This is a genomic window from Paenibacillus sp. JGP012 (assembly GCF_014203995.1).
Classification (GTDB): domain Bacteria; phylum Bacillota; class Bacilli; order Paenibacillales; family Paenibacillaceae; genus Paenibacillus; species Paenibacillus silvae.
This window is the reverse complement of sequence record NZ_JACHKG010000029.1, coordinates 18,258-37,408: the sequence shown is the minus strand read 5'-3', so window position 1 is coordinate 37,408 and position 19,151 is coordinate 18,258. Positions and strand designations below refer to the sequence as shown.

The 19,151-nt window shown below is 46.8% G+C and carries 15 protein-coding genes; 1 reads left to right on the top strand and 14 read right to left on the bottom strand.

Going from position 1 to position 19,151, the window contains the following annotated elements; genetic code table 11:
* Positions 1 to 3: 3 nt before the first annotated feature.
* The 11 genes from HNR77_RS24350 to HNR77_RS24300 form a co-directional block, all read right to left on the bottom strand.
* Entirely contained in the window at positions 4 to 1,110 is a 1,107-nt protein-coding gene (locus tag HNR77_RS24350) for an HD-GYP domain-containing protein (RefSeq protein ID WP_184190058.1), read from the bottom strand.
* Between the two features lie 315 nt (positions 1,111 to 1,425).
* Entirely contained in the window at positions 1,426 to 3,261 is a 1,836-nt protein-coding gene (locus HNR77_RS24345) for a UbiD family decarboxylase (RefSeq protein ID WP_184190057.1), read from the bottom strand.
* Between the two features lie 347 nt (positions 3,262 to 3,608).
* Complete coding sequence (locus HNR77_RS24340) at positions 3,609 to 4,943, bottom strand: HAMP domain-containing sensor histidine kinase (RefSeq protein ID WP_184190055.1); 1,335 nt, start codon at positions 4,941 to 4,943, stop codon at positions 3,609 to 3,611.
* Positions 4,940 to 5,608: a response regulator transcription factor gene (locus HNR77_RS24335; protein ID WP_184190053.1), complete on the bottom strand. Its 669-nt coding sequence runs from the start codon at positions 5,606 to 5,608 to the stop codon at positions 4,940 to 4,942. The genes HNR77_RS24340 and HNR77_RS24335 overlap by 4 nt, the downstream gene beginning before the upstream one ends.
* 28 nt (positions 5,609 to 5,636) lie before the next feature.
* Positions 5,637 to 7,598 carry an ABC transporter ATP-binding protein/permease gene (locus tag HNR77_RS24330; RefSeq protein WP_184190051.1) on the bottom strand — a complete coding sequence of 654 codons (1,962 nt, stop codon included), beginning with the start codon at positions 7,596 to 7,598 and terminating at the stop codon, positions 5,637 to 5,639.
* Between the two features lie 202 nt (positions 7,599 to 7,800).
* Positions 7,801 to 9,744 (bottom strand): S-layer homology domain-containing protein, encoded by a 1,944-nt coding sequence (locus HNR77_RS24325; protein WP_184190049.1) that lies wholly within the window; start codon positions 9,742 to 9,744, stop codon positions 7,801 to 7,803.
* Positions 9,745 to 9,833: 89 nt separating this feature from the next.
* The gene (locus HNR77_RS24320; RefSeq protein ID WP_184190047.1) at positions 9,834 to 10,901 is read right to left on the bottom strand and encodes a hypothetical protein; all 1,068 of its coding nucleotides are present in this window, start codon (positions 10,899 to 10,901) and stop codon (positions 9,834 to 9,836) included.
* A 200-nt stretch (positions 10,902 to 11,101) separates the two neighbouring features.
* Positions 11,102 to 12,394 carry an amidohydrolase gene (locus HNR77_RS24315; RefSeq protein ID WP_184190045.1) on the bottom strand — a complete coding sequence of 431 codons (1,293 nt, stop codon included), beginning with the start codon at positions 12,392 to 12,394 and terminating at the stop codon, positions 11,102 to 11,104.
* 75 nt (positions 12,395 to 12,469) lie between these two features.
* Entirely contained in the window at positions 12,470 to 12,763 is a 294-nt protein-coding gene (locus HNR77_RS24310; RefSeq protein ID WP_184190043.1) for a hypothetical protein, read from the bottom strand.
* A 92-nt stretch (positions 12,764 to 12,855) separates the two neighbouring features.
* Positions 12,856 to 13,959, bottom strand: a complete 1,104-nt coding sequence (locus HNR77_RS24305) for a saccharopine dehydrogenase family protein (protein WP_260410850.1) — start codon at positions 13,957 to 13,959, stop codon at positions 12,856 to 12,858.
* Positions 13,943 to 14,680 carry a class I SAM-dependent methyltransferase gene (locus tag HNR77_RS24300; protein ID WP_260410849.1) on the bottom strand — a complete coding sequence of 246 codons (738 nt, stop codon included), beginning with the start codon at positions 14,678 to 14,680 and terminating at the stop codon, positions 13,943 to 13,945. Before HNR77_RS24300 ends, HNR77_RS24305 begins: the two co-directional genes overlap by 17 nt.
* Before the next feature lie 158 nt (positions 14,681 to 14,838).
* On the opposite strand from HNR77_RS24300, the gene HNR77_RS24295 reads away from it, so the two are divergent.
* Positions 14,839 to 16,047 (top strand): helix-turn-helix transcriptional regulator, encoded by a 1,209-nt coding sequence (locus tag HNR77_RS24295; RefSeq protein WP_184190041.1) that lies wholly within the window; start codon positions 14,839 to 14,841, stop codon positions 16,045 to 16,047.
* Positions 16,048 to 16,188: 141 nt separating this feature from the next.
* Here HNR77_RS24295 and yidC read toward each other — a convergent pair whose 3' ends face one another.
* The 3 genes from yidC to HNR77_RS24280 form a co-directional block, all read right to left on the bottom strand.
* Positions 16,189 to 17,121 carry a membrane protein insertase YidC gene (yidC, locus tag HNR77_RS24290; RefSeq protein WP_184190039.1) on the bottom strand — a complete coding sequence of 311 codons (933 nt, stop codon included), beginning with the start codon at positions 17,119 to 17,121 and terminating at the stop codon, positions 16,189 to 16,191.
* The gene (locus HNR77_RS24285) at positions 17,058 to 17,408 is read right to left on the bottom strand and encodes a hypothetical protein (RefSeq protein WP_184190037.1); all 351 of its coding nucleotides are present in this window, start codon (positions 17,406 to 17,408) and stop codon (positions 17,058 to 17,060) included. Before HNR77_RS24285 ends, yidC begins: the two co-directional genes overlap by 64 nt.
* A 104-nt stretch (positions 17,409 to 17,512) precedes the next feature.
* Positions 17,513 to 19,132 carry a DUF4153 domain-containing protein gene (locus tag HNR77_RS24280; RefSeq protein WP_184190035.1) on the bottom strand — a complete coding sequence of 540 codons (1,620 nt, stop codon included), beginning with the start codon at positions 19,130 to 19,132 and terminating at the stop codon, positions 17,513 to 17,515.
* Positions 19,133 to 19,151 lie beyond the last annotated feature (19 nt).

The window sequence follows — 19,151 nt, the reverse complement described above, 5'->3', positions numbered from 1 at the left end:
TAATTAGATCAACAGCTCATTGATGGACAGAGAACGTTCCTTGGACAGATCGCGGTACTCCTCCGACTCTACTTTAATCAGCGGTTTGAAAATGTCGGAAGCATTGTTCATGACAATGACACCTTTTTCTCCATTGCTAAGCAGCACCTGTTTGCCGATAAAGTTAGGCAGCAAATGCTGCATCAACGCCTGAACCGCCTTCTCGTTTAATTTACCAAAGCCCATTGCGTAAATATCTCTAAGATTGTTAATCAGGTTCGGATTGCTTGCTCCATGATTGCCGGAACGCATGCCAATATAAATATCTGCTACGGAGACGATTTGAGTATACGGATGAATCTCTCCTTTTCCAAGCTGCATCGGATATCCTGAGCCGTCTTCCCGCTCATGATGCTGCAAAGCTACCAAAGCAGTCGCTTCATCTGTCATGGAGTTTTTGATAATCTCATGGCCATATATTGTGTGACGCTGCAGTTCAAGCTGCTCCTCTGGCGTCAAAGGCTCTGTTTTATTGCGAATCCGATGGGAGACTTTACATTTTCCGATGTCATGCAAATACCCCCCGCGGCTGATCTTATAGCTTTCGGCCTGGGAATACCCCATCCAGTTTGCGATATAAAAGGATAACAGACCTACCTGAATGGAATGGGTGTAGTTGTTCACGTCATCCCGCTCCAGCATCATCAGGAGATGCACGACGTCCTTTTGCTCATCAAGTCCTTCAACCATTGGCTGCAATGCATCATCAACCATTGTTGCGTTAAACTTGCCTACAGTCAGCGCTTCCAGAAACGCATTTTGATAATTATGTACAGTCTGAAGGAATTGGGGCTTCATTTCCTCTTCAGGAGGTTGCTCTTTACTGCTGGTGCTGGTACTTGTACTGCTTGATCCAGCTGCATGTTTCAATGAAGCTGCGAAAAATTCCGCTTCGCTGATCTCTTCATCGCGCATTTCAATATCTACGTAATCTACCCGATGCTGCATAAGCAAGGTAATATCCTCGCTGCGAATGACAGTCCCCTTTCCGAGAATGTGCAACCCTGCATCGCTGAACGTATCTGCTGTCAGACGGTCCCCGTCCTGCAGGTTCATAATATGGATTCTCAATCGGAACTCCCCCTGAACACATGATTATAGTTAACAGCTCCCGGATGGAACGGGGCCAAGACATACCTATACTTCTTAATATCGTTTAAATTCCAGCTTTTTTACATAGTCCAAACGACCTTAATCATATAGGCAAATATGAATAACTAAGACTTTATCCTTATAGGTAAAACGTCGTTTTATCCCGGTTATTTACACAAAGAAGGAGGTTTCTTCTCATTTTCAAGCTTCTCTGCGGCATAAATCCATAAAAAAGGAAGCCCAAACCTGGTTTGGACTCCCCTGTAAATGCACTGCACTGCCTGATACACAAGATTACAGTTTAATCGATTCGAGACTTGCACCCTTTGCGAAAAAGCGTTCAATGCCCTTCTCCACAGAAGGATCGGGAACAAGTGGCGGGGCCTGATGCGGCTTCACTCGTGCATCAATAATGACCTGGTCACAACCCCAGTGCTTGTGAGCATAACTGCTGTTAACCCCATACATATCATGGGATGGATTGCTGCGTGTGAAGGTAGCCCACAGAAAATTGCTGAGATTTGCACTCATAAATGAACTGTCGTCACATACGATAATCATCGGACAACGCTCCAGCCCGCCACGTTCTTGGAGTGCGGCAGCGAACTCTTTCATTTCTTGTGCTGTGTGCTCATATGAGGTGAAGGCCGAGGTCTGAACGGCAACGACCCCTGGCATGATCAGCTGTGGATTTTCGTAACCGCGCACATCACGTAAGGCTTCTGGCACTTCCCTGCACAAATCACGAATTTTATCTCCGTATGCCGCCATTACCACTTTACTGCCGCTATTCAGTCCCGTCCCCGAATAATCCAGCGTATCAATGGTCGTATGAGTATAGAAATGAATATCACGCTGCAAATTCATACGCTCCAGTATATAGGTTAGAAACTCGACCTCTCGATGTGTATCCAAAGGCTGCTTGTCCTCAGCTGTGATGAAAAGATATTTTGCCAGACTGAGCTGGCCAGTACCCAAAATGCGATTGGCAATGGTCAGCAGCTCTGTAGGCTGCTTCACATCCGTATAAGGGGTATAACGTTCACTGCCGATCGCAAACAACAGTGGATGAACACCCGCAGCATCTACAGCGTGAACTTCTTTTACACCCGGAATTTCCTGTTTGATCGCATCTCCGGTAATTTCATGAATCAGATCACCAAATGCGGTATCCTCCTGCGGCGGGCGACCTACAACTGTAAACGGCCAGATCGCATTTGGTTTGGCATACACTTTATGCACACGCATCAGCGGGAATTCATGGGTCAGGCTGTAATACCCCAGATGGTCCCCGAACGGTCCTTCCGGCTTTGTCTCACCTGGGTAAATCTCACCCGTGATGACAAAATCCGCGTCATTACTGATGCAGTACCCATCCTTATAGCTATATCGAAAACGGCGTCCAGCCAGCAGACCCGCAAAGGTCATCTCGCTCAGTCCTTCAGGCAGCGGCATCACCGCAGACAGCGTATGGGCAGGCGGCCCACCGATGAAAATGCTGACCTTGAGCGGCTCGCCTTTTTTCACCGCTTTGGCCTGATGGATACCGATTCCCCGATGTATCTGGTAGTGCAGACCAATTTCCTTGTTCATCTCGTAATCATTACCACTCAGCTGCACACGATACATGCCCAGATTGGAATTCATAATGCCCGGTTTGTCCGGGTCTTCCGAATACACCTGCGGCAGCGTCACAAACGCCCCTCCATCCATTGGCCAATGCTTGATGAGCGGCAGATCGGAGATCTGAATCTCCTGAGCTGACACGGGAAGGCTGATCGATTTCTCCTTAGGCAGGGCCTGCCAGGCTGCGAGTCCCGTACGGATATGTTTTAACGGCGTTTTGAGCGCCTTCATTGGATCGTCCCGAACGGCCATAACACGCTGTACACCTTCAAGTGTATCCCGGAACATGAACTTGCTGCGTTCAACTGTACCGAACAGATTGGAGACGGCTTTGAACCTGGAACCTTTTACATTTTCAAATAAGAGCGCCGGGCCCTTGGCTTCATGTACCTTCATGTGGATGGCAGCCATCTCCAGATTCGGATCGACCTGCTCCTTCACCCTGATCAGATGTCCATGCTGCTCCAGATCATTAATGCAATCTTCCATATTATGATATTTCATCGGATGGCTCCATTCTGTGTATAATAAAATCGCTTGATTATGTTCATATATTCACATGCAGTATGATAGGACAAGAACGCCTATGATCACAAGGTTTTAATTTTTCTTCTATGCCAAGTCTATTAAACTATGAACTGCACGTCTCTTCTATTTTATCAAATGATCTGCCGCTAAACAAAGAAAACTATTCTTCCATGAAATAATCAGTAGGGATGCGCCATTCTGCTAAATAAAACGCAGAAAATGCAGAACCAAGCTCGGTCCCGGTTCATCGGAACCTGCAGTTCTGCATCATAAAAAAAGCCGCACCTCTCATTTCATGGTTATTGCTCCATTCCCACAAGACTTCATGAAGACAATCGTTTTCGCGGAATTGTTACCACCATTTCTGTGCCTTCACCCACAGTACTTGTGACATCAATGGTACACTCATGCAGTTTCAAAATTTTGATGACAATGGATAAGCCTAGTCCATTTCCCTTGTGAGAGCTGCTCCGCGCTTTATCCACCATATAAAAACGTTCAAAGATATGCGGCAGCGCCTCCTGCGGTATGCCTTTTCCCGTATCACGAATGTGTACGCTCACACCGGACGGACCTTCCCTCATATCAACATAAATGCTTCCGCCGGCATCCGTATATTTGATGGCGTTGCCTATTATATTTTGCCAGACCTGATCGAATAAATCCTCATCCGCCTGCACGGTGCAGGGCAGCAGATCCAGTTCCATACTTAAATTTTTCCTTGACCACTGCGGCTCTGCCAGCACAATAATTTTTCGCAATTGCTCATCCAGCTGGAACGAGCTGAAGCTCGTGGGATGATGCTCAGAATCGAGAGACGCCAGGCGAAGCAGATTATCGCTCAATCTCGATAAACGCAGTGTCTCTTCGTAGATGATCTCAAGGTGCTCCTTCTGTTCTTCCGGCGGGATAACCCCGTCCTGAAGCGCCTTGGTGAAACCCCGGATCGACGTAAGCGGAGACTGCATCTCGTGCGAAACATTACTGACAAAGTCCTCGCGTATGGAATCAATCTTCTGAAGTTCTCTTGCCATCTGGTTGAAGCTCTCCATCAATTCTCCGAATTCATCATGATTTCTGTACTTCAGACGTACGGTCAAATCTCCTGAAGACATTTTTTGTGCGGCTGCCGTCAGCTGTTTAATCGGCTTCACAATAAATCTGGACATCAGCAGAATTAATAAACTACCAATGATCAGTACAGTTAACAGTGAAGTGAGCAGCCTCTCTCTTAATGTATGAAACAGGGGGGCGAAATCATTTTGCATCAACACGGCATCCATACCTGTCCCCCCCGGAACTCCCACTGCAGCTGTACCATTTTTGTTATTAAAAATGACTGCCTTCGTCCTGCCAGGTTCGAACAACGCCTGCACCTGCTCCTCAGGTAAAGCGGCAAGCACCTCACTTTGCTTGTTTACCAGCGTAATGTTCATACCGTACTTTTCAAAAATCTGCAAGCTCGACTGCAATTTTTCGGGATCATCTATGAGATGGATCAATGTCGCAACGTCTTCAGCTACTGCAGCCATAGCGTCATTTGGTGTGTTTTTTCCAGCATCATTCTGCAAAATAAAGGTTAACACCAGACTCACAATCACAATGCCGATGAACGTAACCACAATGCGAAAACGTAAACTGTTCCTGATAAACTTCATGTCAGCTCCAGACGATATCCAAGTCCGCGGACGGTTGAAATCGTAAATTGCGAGACGGATTCCAGCCTTTCCCTGAGACGTTTGATATGCACATCTACGGTGCGCTCATCCCCTTCGTAATCCATGCCCCAGATATCATATATGAGCTGATGACGCGTACATATTTTACCTGGCTTGCTGGCGAGCGAAAACAGAAGCTCACATTCCTTCTTTTTCAGATCGATTGTTCTTCCCTCCGCTTCCACGATCAGACGATCCAGATCAATCGTCACTCCGGCAAGCTGAATGATATGCGACAGGCTTTTGTTATATCTTTTTAATAACGATTGTACCCGCAGAACCAGCTCCACAGGATCAAACGGTTTCACCACATAGTCATCCGTACCGACGTGGAAGCCTTTAACCTTGTCTTTGGATTCTCCCTTGGCCGTCACCATCAGAATCGGAATATCGGTATAGGAACGAATGTCCTGAGTCAATTCAATTCCGTCCATCCGGGGCATCATCACATCCACAATTACAAGATCGACCTTGGTAGTGGAAAGGAGGTCCAATGCCTCTTCCCCATCAGAGGCTTCCAGCACGGATAGCTGGTTTTTCTCCAGATATATTCGTATCAATTTGCGGATATGCGGATCATCATCTACAACAAGTACGGTGTTCATCTGTACATTTTCCTTCCCGATATAAGCTTTATTCGTACCGCAGAGATTCCATCGGGTCCAGCTTTGCTGCCTTGGAAGATGGCATCAGGCCAGCGATTACACTTATTCCTGTGCTTACAACGAAACCAAACAGCATATAGTTGCCCGATAGATGAATCAATTCTGCCCCAAACGCCTGTTCCAGCAAAATGTTAAGCACGTAACTGAGGCCAAGCGCCGCGATTACGGCAATAATACCACTAAATGCACCTAACAGGGCAGACTCGGAGAAGAAGATTCGCCGGATATCTTTTTTCCTTGCACCGATTGCTCGCAAAATTCCAATCTCTTTAGTGCGTTCCACCACACTGATGTATAACACAACCAGGATCATAATGCCGGATACAATCAGAGAGATGCCTGCAATGCCTGCCAGTACAATCGTCGCCATGCTCACGTATGTTGTAATATTCTCCATGATTTTGGCCTTCTGTGAGCCTGTAAACCCTGCATCAACTGCAGCTTTATTAATATCGTTGACATATTTCATATCGGTTGCATAAGCGTTCACCTGAATGGGTCCTATCGTAATATCATGACCCGAATACAAGTTCTCAAGTGTTTGAGCGGGGATGTATCCCGGTGTCTGCTGCATAGGTGATCTTGGCTCCGCAGCTTCATACAACCCGGAAACCGTCAATTTTTTCTCTAAAGTAACCGGTTTATGATTGGCATCCATTTCGTTGATATACAAAGTTACCGTCTTGCCGATCATGGATTCAGCCTGGTTTCCGCTTAACTGATCTGCAGCAGTTTTCGGCAGCAACATTTGATTATCCGCGGGCAGCGCTCCCTTTTCAATCAAGGCAGGATCGAACGAATCAGTAAGTGTTGTAAGTTGTGAAAGTGCCATGCTTTGCTCGTTATACACCATGGTTGATTTTCCTGTAATAGAAGTGATTGTTTCAATATGATCTACATTCGGGAACTGGCGTATCTTTTCGATGTCGTCTTTGGTAAACGATTCTCCCGGCGCCATTAAAGCCTGCGGGCCCTGCAAGTCCTTGGACGCCGCACTTGGTTTAGTCATATCCACAAGCAAGGGGTCCATGCTTGCATTGATCTCATCGTTCATATATGTTGTGATGCCGTTACCGAGGGACAGCATGAGAAGTACACTTAATATACCGATGGAGCCGCCTAAAGCAACCAAAACATTCCGTTTCATGTTAAGCTTCATATTTTGCAGCGCCATGCGAAATGATGCGAACAGACCGAGACTGCGTGAAGTGGCCCGATCCGGCTCATTAAATGCGCTGGAGCGTTCTCTCAAATGAATGTCTTCTGCTACTCTGCCTTCCTCCATTTTCACAATTCTTGTGCCGGAATCAGCGACTTTCTGGGAATGTGTTACCGCCAGAACCAGCACCCCTTTTTGAGCAATGTTATCCAGCAGCTTCAGAATCTGATCTCCATTCTCCCGATCCAGCGCCCCTGTGGGCTCATCAGCAAGAATAATATCAGGATTATTGGACAGAGCACGGGCAATCGATACTCTCTGCTTCTGTCCCCCGGACAGCTGGTTCGGACGTTTATGCAGATGTTCCTTCAATCCGACTTCAGTCAGAATATCAATGGCTCGCCGGGTACGCTCCTTAACCTCGGTATCTGTCATCTGCATCGCAATGGTTACATTTTCGAGCACAGACAGATGGGGAATCAGATTGAAATTCTGAAAAACAAATCCCACATTATTTTTGCGATAATCATCCATTTCTTTCTCGGTCATTTCACTCAAGTTTTGCCCGCGAACTACAACATTTCCTTCATAATCGGAGTCCATTCCCCCAATGATATTCATCAGCGTCGATTTCCCACATCCGGATTCACCAAGAATAGATACAAATTCTCCCGTCTGGAAGCTCAGGTTCAAGCCATGAAGAACGGGTACTTTTTCTTTTCCATATAATGTGTATGATTTACGTACATCTTCCACTTCCAGTATTTTCATTTATTCTTCCACTCCTGTTTCTGTAAAATAAAATCATGATCTTGTGAACACATCCTATCACTCGTTTGTGAACTGATTATGAACTGCATCATTCTGAGCACAAAAAAGCACCCGCAGCGGCTTGAAGTACATCTTCAAGTCACCACAGGTGCATGGATTACAGAAACGAGAAAGCTGAAGCTACTTGATTATTCAGTAAAAATTAAATCAATCCCGCTTTGGCCAGCAAACGTTTCACAATCGCTGCTGTCTGTGCACGGCTAACGTCTGCATCCGTCATCAGCTTGCCATCATCACCTTGTACCAAACCTTGTTTGATTGCCGATGCTACAGATTCAGCCGCCCACGGCTGAACTTTGTTACCATCACTGTATGTGCCAAGCAAATTTGCTGTTTCGGAAGCATCTGCCTGCGCCAGCTCCACCAGCTTCATGGCACGGGAAACGATCGTCATCGCTTCAGCGCGGGATATTTCGCTGTTCGGACGGAAGCTATTATCGGTATAACCGGAGATTAATCCGTAAGATACCGCGGTTTGAACTTCATTTTCATACCAGCTGTCTGCCTTCACATCTGTAAAAGCGGTTGTTACGTCATTCTCGGGTGAATGCAAACCCAGACCTCTGAGCAGCACAGCCGTGAATTCGGCACGCGTAATACTGCGATCCGGCGCAAATTGTTGATCCCCTTCACCCTCGACAACGAGACGGGAAGCCAGATCCTCCACATCCGCACGGCTCCAGTGACTGGAAATATCGTTAAAGGTAGTTGGATGGTAGATCAAAGCGTACGTGCTGTTCGTCAAACTGTTAATGACGGCTGAATCATTTACTTTGCCCTTGATGACCTTGGTCGGCACATGCAGCATCGTTCCGTCCGCTTGAAGCACAACCCCCGTTGTAATCTTGGAGCCGTCTACGCCTTCAGGCAGTGTAATCGAACGTTCTACATAGGCGTTGAAACGATTCACATCGACCTGCTGACCGTTGTATACAGCCTTCACTTCGAAATCGACCGGAGCCGCAACTACAGTGGTATTCCCGATTTTACTTGCTGCTGCTTCAATTGCAGCTTTCTTGGTTTCATTGCTTGGTGCAATGGCAATCTGGATGGTTACGTCTTCCAGTGGTGCTGTACTGCCTAGCTGTTTCACAACCTGATCCACGTTGATTTGGCTCGCTGGCAAGGTGTACGTGCCCGTATCCGTCTGAATCACCACCTCCGCGTTGCTGCCTTCCATCGTTTTAACCAGTTTAGCGTTTAATTCACCCACAACCGCGTTCGTACCTGTACCCGTAACCGGGAGTAAAAGTGTACGAAGGCCGTTACCCACCTGATTAATCACTTTGTTGTTATCTACGTGAATCGTTGTTGTTACTTTATTTCCTGCTGTAGAAGTAGAGGCTGTTGCAGACTGCTCCTGTTTTTGCCCATTCACATAGATGTCAACGCCCTTAGTTGCAGCTGGAGTTGAGGGTGCAGATGGTGCAGGGGTTGAGACCGAGCCGCCACCTGACGAACCTGTTGAAGGCGAACTCGAGTTACCGCCAGAGCTTGCTGCTGTAATAGTGATGGTTCCCCCTGACAATTCGGCAGGTGGACTGTACTCCAGATTATTGAAACGCCAGTGTTCTTTATCATCCTGAACAACAGTGAGTTGTGTCGTTCCTGGAGTAGCATTGCTTTTCGCTTTAATCTCTATCTCGAATAATTGACCTAGATCAATCAGACCAGTATCTCCTTGAGATCTTTGTTCAAAGCTTTCTTTTGAATTCACCCAGATGATGCGTACCCAGCCTTCGGCGTTATTAATCTGGTATTGGAAGTCGGGCACACTTGCTTCCGTTGCAGAAGAGGCGATGTCGCCGGACGCAACGGGTGTAATTCGCACCACTTCCAGCAATGAGTTTTTAAAATCGATCTGCATATTATAAGCGTTAATCGGGTACTCATTCTGTGTCAATTTGACAGGCACCTTAACGGATTCACCCGCCTGCACACTCACATTGCTGAACTCGACTTGAGTGGTGATCGGCGGTGTAGCCCCTGCCACACCTGGTAACATAATGGAAGAAAATAATGTTAACATGATCAGGCCTGACATCGTTTTTCTCATTTTTGCACGTTTCTTTTTCGCTTGAAGCATGGTATAACCTCCATGTCTGGATTTGGTTTTTCTGATGTGTGAAAATAATCATCTCATATATCAATGAGTTGAAAAGAGAATGTGAATAATTAAGAAGGAGCTGAAGCTTTTGTTTTACTTACGATATAAAACGGATCAACCGGAATATCATCTTGGTATAATATAGGTGTAACTTTAAGAATGAGATACTTCCCAAGATCCGCATTACTAATTGTGTAACTGCTCTGAGTAGCTTCAGGTATTGCAACTAAACTGCCTTCTGACAAATCATTCAAATCTGAAGTGTACCACTGATAGGACAAATGCTGATTATATCCATGATCCACATCCCATAATTCGACATCACTGTAGATAATACTACCTAATCCCATACCGCCCTTTAATGTATCATCATTCCGAATGTAACCCTTATCCTGCTTCTGTTTGAACGTCAGCACATAACTGTTATCCTTAGCGCCAAGGGTGCCTCCAATATACCCCTGCATGAAAGCGCTCATGTCATTCGTCTTATCAGGTACACCGTTTCGATCAATGTCTGCTTTGTTCATTTCCACATAAGAAACGGAGGCACTTCTACCATACTGTAGGTTACGAAGGTAACTGAATAATTCAACAGCATCGGCAGAATCAACGTAGCCGTCATTATTGAAATCACCTTTTTTGCTGATGTACAGCTCGATGTTGTCTGTAATCGTTTCTGATTCGGAATTCGGTTCTTGCGATGTATTGTACTGTGCTGTTATTTCAATATTTACCTTGCCGCTGGCAAAGGGAACAACGACTAATTTATATCTCGAATTTTCATACGATGCATTTACACTAGCAATTTCATCATTGCTGGACTTCGCACTAATTAACGTAAGATTATCTGATGGAAAATGGCTGCTTAAATCAATCGTAATAAGATTACTTTGTTCAACCACGATAGGTACAGAAGGCATAATAGGCAGCCCGTTTGATTGTTCTGATGAAACACTCAACCAAGAAATGCCCTCATTAAGTACAGGTCGTGAAATCTCTAGGGTTGGTCCAATTGCCCCTGCTTGAACCTGAGGAAGTGAACCAGCTACCGGCAAGGCTATGCCAAGGCCGAGTGCGGCCAACATGCTTTTTTTCATAATCGGCTTTAATGTGTTACGTTTGTTTTTCCCCTTCAATTCATGTTCCTCCTCGTGTATATCTAAAATTTGAAAAGACTATGCACTGAGTATAACGATGTATTCTGAACCGATTCTGAACAGGTCTAACGAACTACTTCCAGTTCCAAATCGACAAAAAACGCCATAGCATAAGCTTCCATGGCGTTTTCATCATCAAAAAATTTCCATTTTATATTCATTTGTCGAAAAATATATTTTTAAATGCCCTCAACAATCCGCTTCGCTCGCGCATTAACCTCACGATACAACTCATCCTCATCCAGCGTAAGCAGCTTTCGATCACGCATCAGGATCTGTCCATCCACAATGGTGGTATGCACATCCGCTCCATTTACACTATAAGCCAGCAGCGACTCCACATTATGAATGGGCTGAAGATGAGGATTGGCAAGGTCAATCAGAATGAGGTCGGCTTTATATCCAGGAGCCAGCACCCCTACTTCATCATGAAGCGACAGCAGCCTCGCACTTCCGCGGGTTGCCATACTGAGCACTTCACGCGCCGGGAGACGGGTTGGATCACCGTAGTCCAGCTTTTGCAGCCAGCATGCCGCCTTGATTTCCTCAAACATATCGAGTGTTGTTGCGCTTCCTGCTCCATCTGTGCCAAGCCCCACCGTAATCCCTTCGGTCCTCATCCCTTCGATCGGTGCAATGCCGCAACCAAGCTTGAGATTACTCACGGGATTGTGTGCCACACCGCCGCGCATGTCCTTCAATTTGCTCACATCATTAGCATTAAGATGAACCGCATGAGCGAGAAGCACATGTGCATGGTCAAACATGCCCGCTTCTACCAAATACTCCGTTGGTGTCAATCCGTAACGGCTGTGGATTTTCTGCACTTCTTCTATCGTTTCCGCGAGATGAATATGCAGGGGAATATCGTCCCGAACCGCCATCGCAATCACTTCACGCAGCGGCTCCGTTGGACAAGTATAAGGAGAGTGCGGCCCATACATCGTAGTAATTCGCCCATTCGCTTGGCCTGACCAGCGCTGCACCAGATCAACCGCTTCCTGCAGTCTGCGTCCCCCATCTTCCTCCATAAAGACCATACCACGCGTCAACGATGCACGAATGCCTGTTTCCGTAACGGCTTCTGCAATTTCATTCATGTGAATGTACATGTCCGCAAAGGCAGTTGTTCCCGAACGAATCATCTCCGCTATGCATAATTTGGCACCCCAATAAATATCTTCGGGTGTCATTCTTGCTTCCGCAGGAAGCATCTTGCGGTCTAGCCAGTCCATCAGCTTGAGATCATCGGAAAAACCGCGGAGCAAGCTCATCGGTGAGTGCTGATGCGCGTTCACCAGCCCAGGCATGGCAAGTTTGCCGTGCCCATCCAGCACATCATCCCCCGGCTGTGGATCAATATGACTTGCGATCTGCACCATTCGATCTCCTTCAATACGAATATCCCCCATAAAGGGGGATTCGTTATCTTGCATCGTTAGAATTGTAGCTTGCTGAATCAAAATACTCATATCACATACAGCTCCTCTGGATTGGTTGTATTTATTCCTAATCCAGCGTAAGGCTTGACGCAGCGGTAAGGTCAATCATTTTAAACGGGCTTTCGCCACTTGGTGAAAAGTTTGTATAAACGGCCCTGGATCAATCTCGACCATATACGGGTAAACCCCGGTGCTTGTATGCAAATAGAAAAAGCCACCCTTATCTCCCATGCGGCGAAAAGACATATCAAACACTTCGGTAATCAGGAACTCCCTATACTTGGTCACGATTCGATCCGAATAAAGGGTCATGGTACGGGCGTTCATCTCAATCTCTTGTGCAAGGCCGGTCACTTCTCGCTGTACTCTGTAATAAGGCAATACGGCGATATGGTCCATATTTTCCCCTCCATTCGTGCAAGATGTCATAGTCCCATCATAGCAGATTGGAGCCTGCGGGCAAAAATGCCTTTATTATTGTAAGGCTCGCTTTACGTGATTTTCGTAATAACCTTCAGCTTATGAGCTAGTTCATTCTGAATATCCTGTAAAGTGAAACACTGCTCCACATGATGTACCCCAGGCTGGAGAGGTTTGGTATACACTTTTCTCGCCACAGCTACAGCAACTTCCGCAGTGATCACCGCTTCCTTCTTACCCATGATACGTTGCTCTACATGGATGTTCTTCCCATTTTTTAACCCTGTAGCATCCACCTTTACCGCAAACATCGGCTCACCACCCGGCATCCAGGCAAAAGCCTTAACCGCCGCATTTCGAATCCACTTCCAACGTAAAAACGTTAGTAGTCCTGCTCGTCTGGAAACCGACAATCCTCTTGTAATCCAACGGGAATCCAGACACATTCTGGTGGATACGTTGGGAATGTTTAGCGTTCGAGCTACTGCCTGTTGATCCGAAAAAGGAAAACGATATGCCATTCGCCGTCCAAGCTTTTCGCCAAAATCAATCCATTTACCGCCGCTCAAACTCTGTACTCTTGCAAGCTGTCCATTCTGCATGACATCAAACATCGTGTGCATCTGATCCACAGTCCATTCAATCGCCGCTTTGCCATGTTTTTCTCCCAGACCTAGCAGCACCGAGATATTCGCTTCCTGCACTTGATCCATGTGCGCTGTTGCTTCTCGCACAAGCAGATTCGTGATGCCAGGAGACAACCCGACACTAAGAATAGCGGTAGATCCTGAAGATTGCAGGGTGGAATGCAGCTGTTCAACCTGCTTCAAAAAATCAACCTTGGCCGAAATATCCATATAATTTGTTCCAGCCCTGGCACAGCTTTCAACGAACCTGGTATTGAATTGATCCACGCACATGATGACCAATTTAACGTTTCGCAGCATCCCAGGGTCCACAGGTTTGGATATGTCCAGTTGCAAGGGCTTAACAGCACCGCCCGTTTGACGGCTGAATTGCTCCGCCCGTTCCAGCCTCGTACCTGCTGCCCACACCTTGCCAGGAAAAGCATCTGCCAGTTGAGTGCAGATCATCTGTCCTACCTGCCCGTACCCGCCAATGACCCAGATCTGATCCTTCATGTTCGTATGTTTTTCCTCAGTCTTTGTACGCATAATACCCCTCCACCCAGAATGCTCCAAAATAACGTGTAATTTGCGAAAAACCACATTCCTCCAGTAGTTGCATCGCTACTTCAGTAGATATAGGATCGGATTGTTGACCCAGTGACGCAGCAAACCGCTCCCATTCATCATCAAGAACACCAGCTTGCAGCATATGTTCCTGCCAAGCCTTCATCATCACCGGATAGGCCGGAGAAGAAAGGTCTACATTCACAGACGCAATAATAAATGGTGCGCCAGGCTTGAGCCTGTGGGCCAGATGCTTCAAAAATGACTTTTTTGCCTCTATGCCCTGAATAAAATGCAGCATAAGCATACTTGTTGCACCATCATACAACACCGCCTCTGGCAATTGCTCAACCTTGCCATGAAGCAGTGTGGCCCTGTCCGTGATTCCTGCTTCTTCTATCCTTTGCTGTGCCAGCCCTAACATTTGGGAGGACGTATCCAAACCTGTGAACCGCCACTCCTGATGACACGAACCAAGCAACATAAGTTCCTTACCGCCCCCGGCACCCGTTACAAGGATATGAATGTCGTTGTTATCCGCGATCGAAGCTGCAAGCAGCTTTTCCATCATATGGTGCATATGCTCGTAACCGGGAATTTTGAGGGGTATAGATTGTTCATATCGATATAAATCTGCCGTATCCCAGCTCATAGCCGGGCTTTCGCTCAACTGTGTAATTTTGTCATATATATGATCTTTCATCATTGCTGCACTCCTCTGAATTTGAAGTTAGACTTGACTGAACATTCGTCTAATTTCATTATAAAAGGAAGCGAGCAGACCACCATCCCAGAAGTATGGGATATATAAGATCTTGCGGGAGTTGCGATCTATAAGGACTCGGGAAGGAGTGAATCCGCTTGTCAAGCCTGCTTACTCACCAGAATCTAAACCGGATGGCTTCACTTGAAAAAGGAAGCTGGACCTCCCGTACCTACCGGGAAGCTGTTCTGAAACAAATCAAGACGCTCATCGCTTACGATGCCTATTGCTTCAACACCGTAGACCCTTCAACACTCCTCTCGACAGGCGCAGTTACGGAGGATGGCATCGAAGCCATTCACAAACAGTTGTTTCTCAATGAATATATGGAAGATGATGTTCACAAATATGCAGATTTAATTCAATCCGGCCAATATACAGCGATTTTACAGGCTTCACTACCTCTTCGTTCACACCCTGAGACCAGTTCTCGTTATGCAAACATTTTGCTGCCTGCCGGTATTCATGATGAGCTGCGCACTGTTTTCGTAGATCAGGATGCTTGCTGGGGACATCTCACGCTGTATCGCAAACAGGACGCTCCTGCATTCACGGAAGAAGAGCGTTTGCTCATGCAGCACTGGACAGCCTCAATCGCCTTCATGCTTCGCACCACCCGCCTGTCTCTTACAGACGAGCTGACAGGTAAAAGTCCAGATGAACCGGGTATTATGCTTCTGAATACGTCATTTGAACCTGTGATGAACAATGCAGCCGCACGTTACTGGTTATCCGAGCTGCACAGATTGGAGCAAGTGGGACATGATGTGCTGCCAAGGCCCATTCGAGCGGTATGCTCTCATCTGCTGCAATCGGCTCACACGAGTATGATGACTGTTACTGAAGCTGGTGCGGAAAGCTGTGCCGAGGACGGTGCTGGACAAGATACTGAAACAAGTGCCAGCGATGTTCCCGCACCCGATCATGCGGCTCAACCTTTGTCCAGAGTCTGTGTTCAGCTGTCAGACGGACGATATCTCATGCTTCATGCAAGTCGGATGCAGCAGCCAGAGGGCACTCAAACCGGCGTTCAACCGGATCATATCGCGGTTTGGCTGGAGCAAGCTATGCCTCAGGACGTACTGCCTCTCCTGAGCGAACGTTACGGATTATCTACGCGTGAACGTGAACTGCTCGCTTATGTGCTGCGCAGTTTTTCCTCAAAGGAGATCGCCGCGGCTATGCATATTTCGGTATACACCGTCCAGGATCATCTCAAGTCCATCTTTGCCAAAACAGAGGTGTCCTCGCGCCGTGAATTGATCTGGCATTTTGTTTCCCGCTTTCAATTATCCGGGGAACTGTAGCGGCGAAACTATAGGAGTTTAAACAAAAAAACCTGTCCCGAAGGACAGGTTTTTGGCTCGGTTCAATTTATTTTACAAAGAGGAGCGGAAGCTTCAGGTTCTCTTCTCCTGCTTTACAATTTGAAACATAGGGCATCCTCTCTACGACTTGGCTGGTTTGGCAGCTCGTTTGGCGGAAGCGGCATTTTTGTCACTGCTGGCATTTTTCTTTGATTTAGAGACTGGTTTATGATCCTTCTTTACCGTAGTCTGGCTCACCACCGCTGCTTCCTGCGGATGCTCCACTGGATACAGCTTACGGAACAACAGTGTCTGCAGCACGAGGAATGATCCGCCTACAGTCCAGTACAGCGGCATTGCTGCCGGTGCCGACAAGGAGAAAAACGCCATCATCAGAGGTGAGATGTACCCCATAATCGCAAACTGTTTACGCTGCTCTGGTGCCATGTTGGCTTGCGATATTTTGGCCTGAATCAGATAGATAACCGCCACAACAACGGCCAGCACATAGTCTGGCGCACCCAGCTTGAACCATAAAAAGGAATGAGACGACAGTTCTGGCGTAAGCCGGATCGCGGTATAAATACCGGACAAAATCGGCAGTTGAATTAACAAGGGCAGACAGCCAATATTAAGCGGGTTAAACTTGTGTTTTTTGTATAAAGCCATCGTCTCTTCGGACAGCTTCTGCCGATCGGCTGCATCATTTTTGCCTTCATATTTTTTCTTGAGTGCATCCAGTTCGGGTTTCATTGCGTTCATGATCACTCTTGTCCCCTGCTGGGACTTCGCTTGGCGCATCATCAGCGGTAATAACGCAAGTCGAATGACCAGTGTGATGATAATTATCGCTACCCCGTAGCTGCCGTTAAATGCGCTGGCAATATGCTGAATCAGATAGGACAGCGGAAATACGATGTAGTGATTGAAGAAACCCGGTGTCGATGAATTAATCTCCGATACGTTATTACTGCAGCCAGCAAGCAGCATAACCGCGAATACCATCGCGATTAGGCCATAGATCCGTCCCTTGCCAGCTGTAAAAGTGAACCTCTTGCTTGTCTTATGTTCCATATATATCCTCCTCGTTGATGGGTTGATTCACGTCTCAACGAGGAATAACAGTCTGGTTCATCTTCATCCGGTGCTTCTTTTCGTCTGACCATGCGACTCCAGTCTTCCGACCTGTGCTGTCTGTTCAAGCCCAATGCTGGAAATACCGGCTCAATGCCATCCCCGGCGCCGCCTTCCATCCAGTACTCTGTCATGCCGCAGTGAAGGTGGGCAATGTAAGCGTAACTGACGGTGAAGATGAGCCCAATCGAGAATATATACGGCAACAGTTCATGTAATTCAAACAAGAGATTCACCCCCTTCATACGTTTGTTTTTACATTATAGCACTTACATATGACGTTTGCATAAAGGAACTGCTGGCAAAAACAAACGCTGGTCTATTCCGTTCATCATTTGGACAATTCCAGCTGTGCTCGATACCTCGCCAGATTAAAGGAAGGCCATTCCAGTTCGGCTGCAAACTTATGCAAGCGGACTTTACGATCCATTAAATTTGCTTTCAGCTCAGGATACTCTTGATCGGCAAACTGTACTAACAATGGCATTGCATCCGTAGATAAACTTGCCAGATAAGCAGTATCAATCTGCCCCGTCTGGTGATAACGCTCAATGTTAAGCTCTGCTATTCGCATGTCCATACCTGCATAGTTAATGAGCGTATACGCTGTAATCCCCAGCACAATGTAACAACGAAGCAGCGGCAGGCGAGTATAACGAAGACGAAGTGCCGCAATCATTAACAGCAAAGCCAGGAAGATCATAAATGCATGTACAAGAAACCGGATATACGTATACCCATATGCCTGCTCATACAGATTCAAGCGCACAAAGGCCGAACATAACATAATTCCTGAACAGCTTATCAGAATTAGCAGCAGCACTCGCTGTACAATTGTGCCCGTTCTTCGCATCGGCCGGGTGTACTCCAGTGCAATAATTAACATCAGAAAGTTCAGCCCTGTAACCAGAATCAGCTCGGTAAATCCGCTTCTTGCATATTCGGCATAGGATAAATCGTTCGGCAATTCTCCCTGTCCTGCCCCGAACAGGTATGAGAACTGCACAAGCACAAACAAAATGTAAACCGTGTTGATGACGGTTAATATCGTGCCGGCAATGACCGAATCGAGCCGGATCGGCTCCTGATCCGATGGAGCTTGAGCCTGCGTCCGGGCAGCTACCGGAGTGAAGGCGGGGGTAATCCTGGCTTTCGTCTCCGGCTCAGCCGTCCATTCGTCAGAATCGGGATGCTGTGAAACAGACGGAGGCGGTGCACTGCTTTTCCAATGCGCATTCTCTCGCTTCTCTGCCTCATACTGCATCGGCTGTATAAATCCCCATACGTATCCGAAAAACAATAAACCGGCCACCCCAATCCAGATTATTCTCGGAAGCATCGGCATGAACGCCAGCTGATCCAGCCAAGCCGGAAAACCTGACAAAAATTCATGAAACACTCCATCCGCGGAAGTCAATAAAGTGAGCACCACGAACAGAATAGGAATCGAAACAAGGAGACCTATTGAAATTTTGAAAACGACAGCTTTTTGCGATTTATGCATCTTGCGTGCTCCTGCCCGAACCATTATGGAAGCAGCCGTTCCGATGTGGCGAATCGTCTGCGGGAGCAGATGATCAAACGCTGTGCCAATCAAACCGATCCCCCACCAGTGTCTTTGCTTTCTCCCCATTACATATGTTAATTGCAGCATAATAAGCACAGGAATAATCAGAAAATTAAGCACCTGAAACAGAAAGTTATCAAACAACAGATAGGTCAGTGATAATAACAGCACGACACCAGCGGTCCAGGCATCGAAAAGGGTTAATGCTCTCATACGATCTTGGGCGAATATGTACATAAAACTGTAGAAAAGAATCACAAAAAGCGGATAAGACAACCCGATTTCATGACCGTAAAACAAATACTGATGAATAACAGCAAGTAAAACAGCCACGAGCAGCGTGATTACAGCACGGTGTGGTGAAGACTTTATTTTCTCAATCATGGGAAATACCTCCATTATT

Bases quoted from the DNA above. Each gene is read 5' to 3' on its own strand.
- HNR77_RS24345 (WP_184190057.1), bottom strand. From the start codon at position 3,261: ATGAAATATCATAATATGGAAGATTGCATTAATGATCTGGAGCAGCAT.
- HNR77_RS24340 (WP_184190055.1), bottom strand. From the start codon at position 4,943: ATGAAGTTTATCAGGAACAGTTTACGTTTTCGCATTGTGGTTACGTTC.
- HNR77_RS24335 (WP_184190053.1), bottom strand. From the start codon at position 5,608: ATGAACACCGTACTTGTTGTAGATGATGATCCGCATATCCGCAAATTG.
- HNR77_RS24330 (WP_184190051.1), bottom strand. From the start codon at position 7,598: ATGAAAATACTGGAAGTGGAAGATGTACGTAAATCATACACATTATAT.
- HNR77_RS24325 (WP_184190049.1), bottom strand. From the start codon at position 9,744: ATGCTTCAAGCGAAAAAGAAACGTGCAAAAATGAGAAAAACGATGTCA.
- HNR77_RS24315 (WP_184190045.1), bottom strand. From the start codon at position 12,394: ATGAGTATTTTGATTCAGCAAGCTACAATTCTAACGATGCAAGATAAC.
- HNR77_RS24310 (WP_184190043.1), bottom strand. From the start codon at position 12,763: ATGGACCATATCGCCGTATTGCCTTATTACAGAGTACAGCGAGAAGTG.
- HNR77_RS24305 (WP_260410850.1), bottom strand. From the start codon at position 13,959: ATGCGTACAAAGACTGAGGAAAAACATACGAACATGAAGGATCAGATC.
- HNR77_RS24300 (WP_260410849.1), bottom strand. From the start codon at position 14,680: ATGAAAGATCATATATATGACAAAATTACACAGTTGAGCGAAAGCCCG.
- yidC (WP_184190039.1), bottom strand. From the start codon at position 17,121: ATGGAACATAAGACAAGCAAGAGGTTCACTTTTACAGCTGGCAAGGGA.
- HNR77_RS24280 (WP_184190035.1), bottom strand. From the start codon at position 19,132: ATGATTGAGAAAATAAAGTCTTCACCACACCGTGCTGTAATCACGCTG.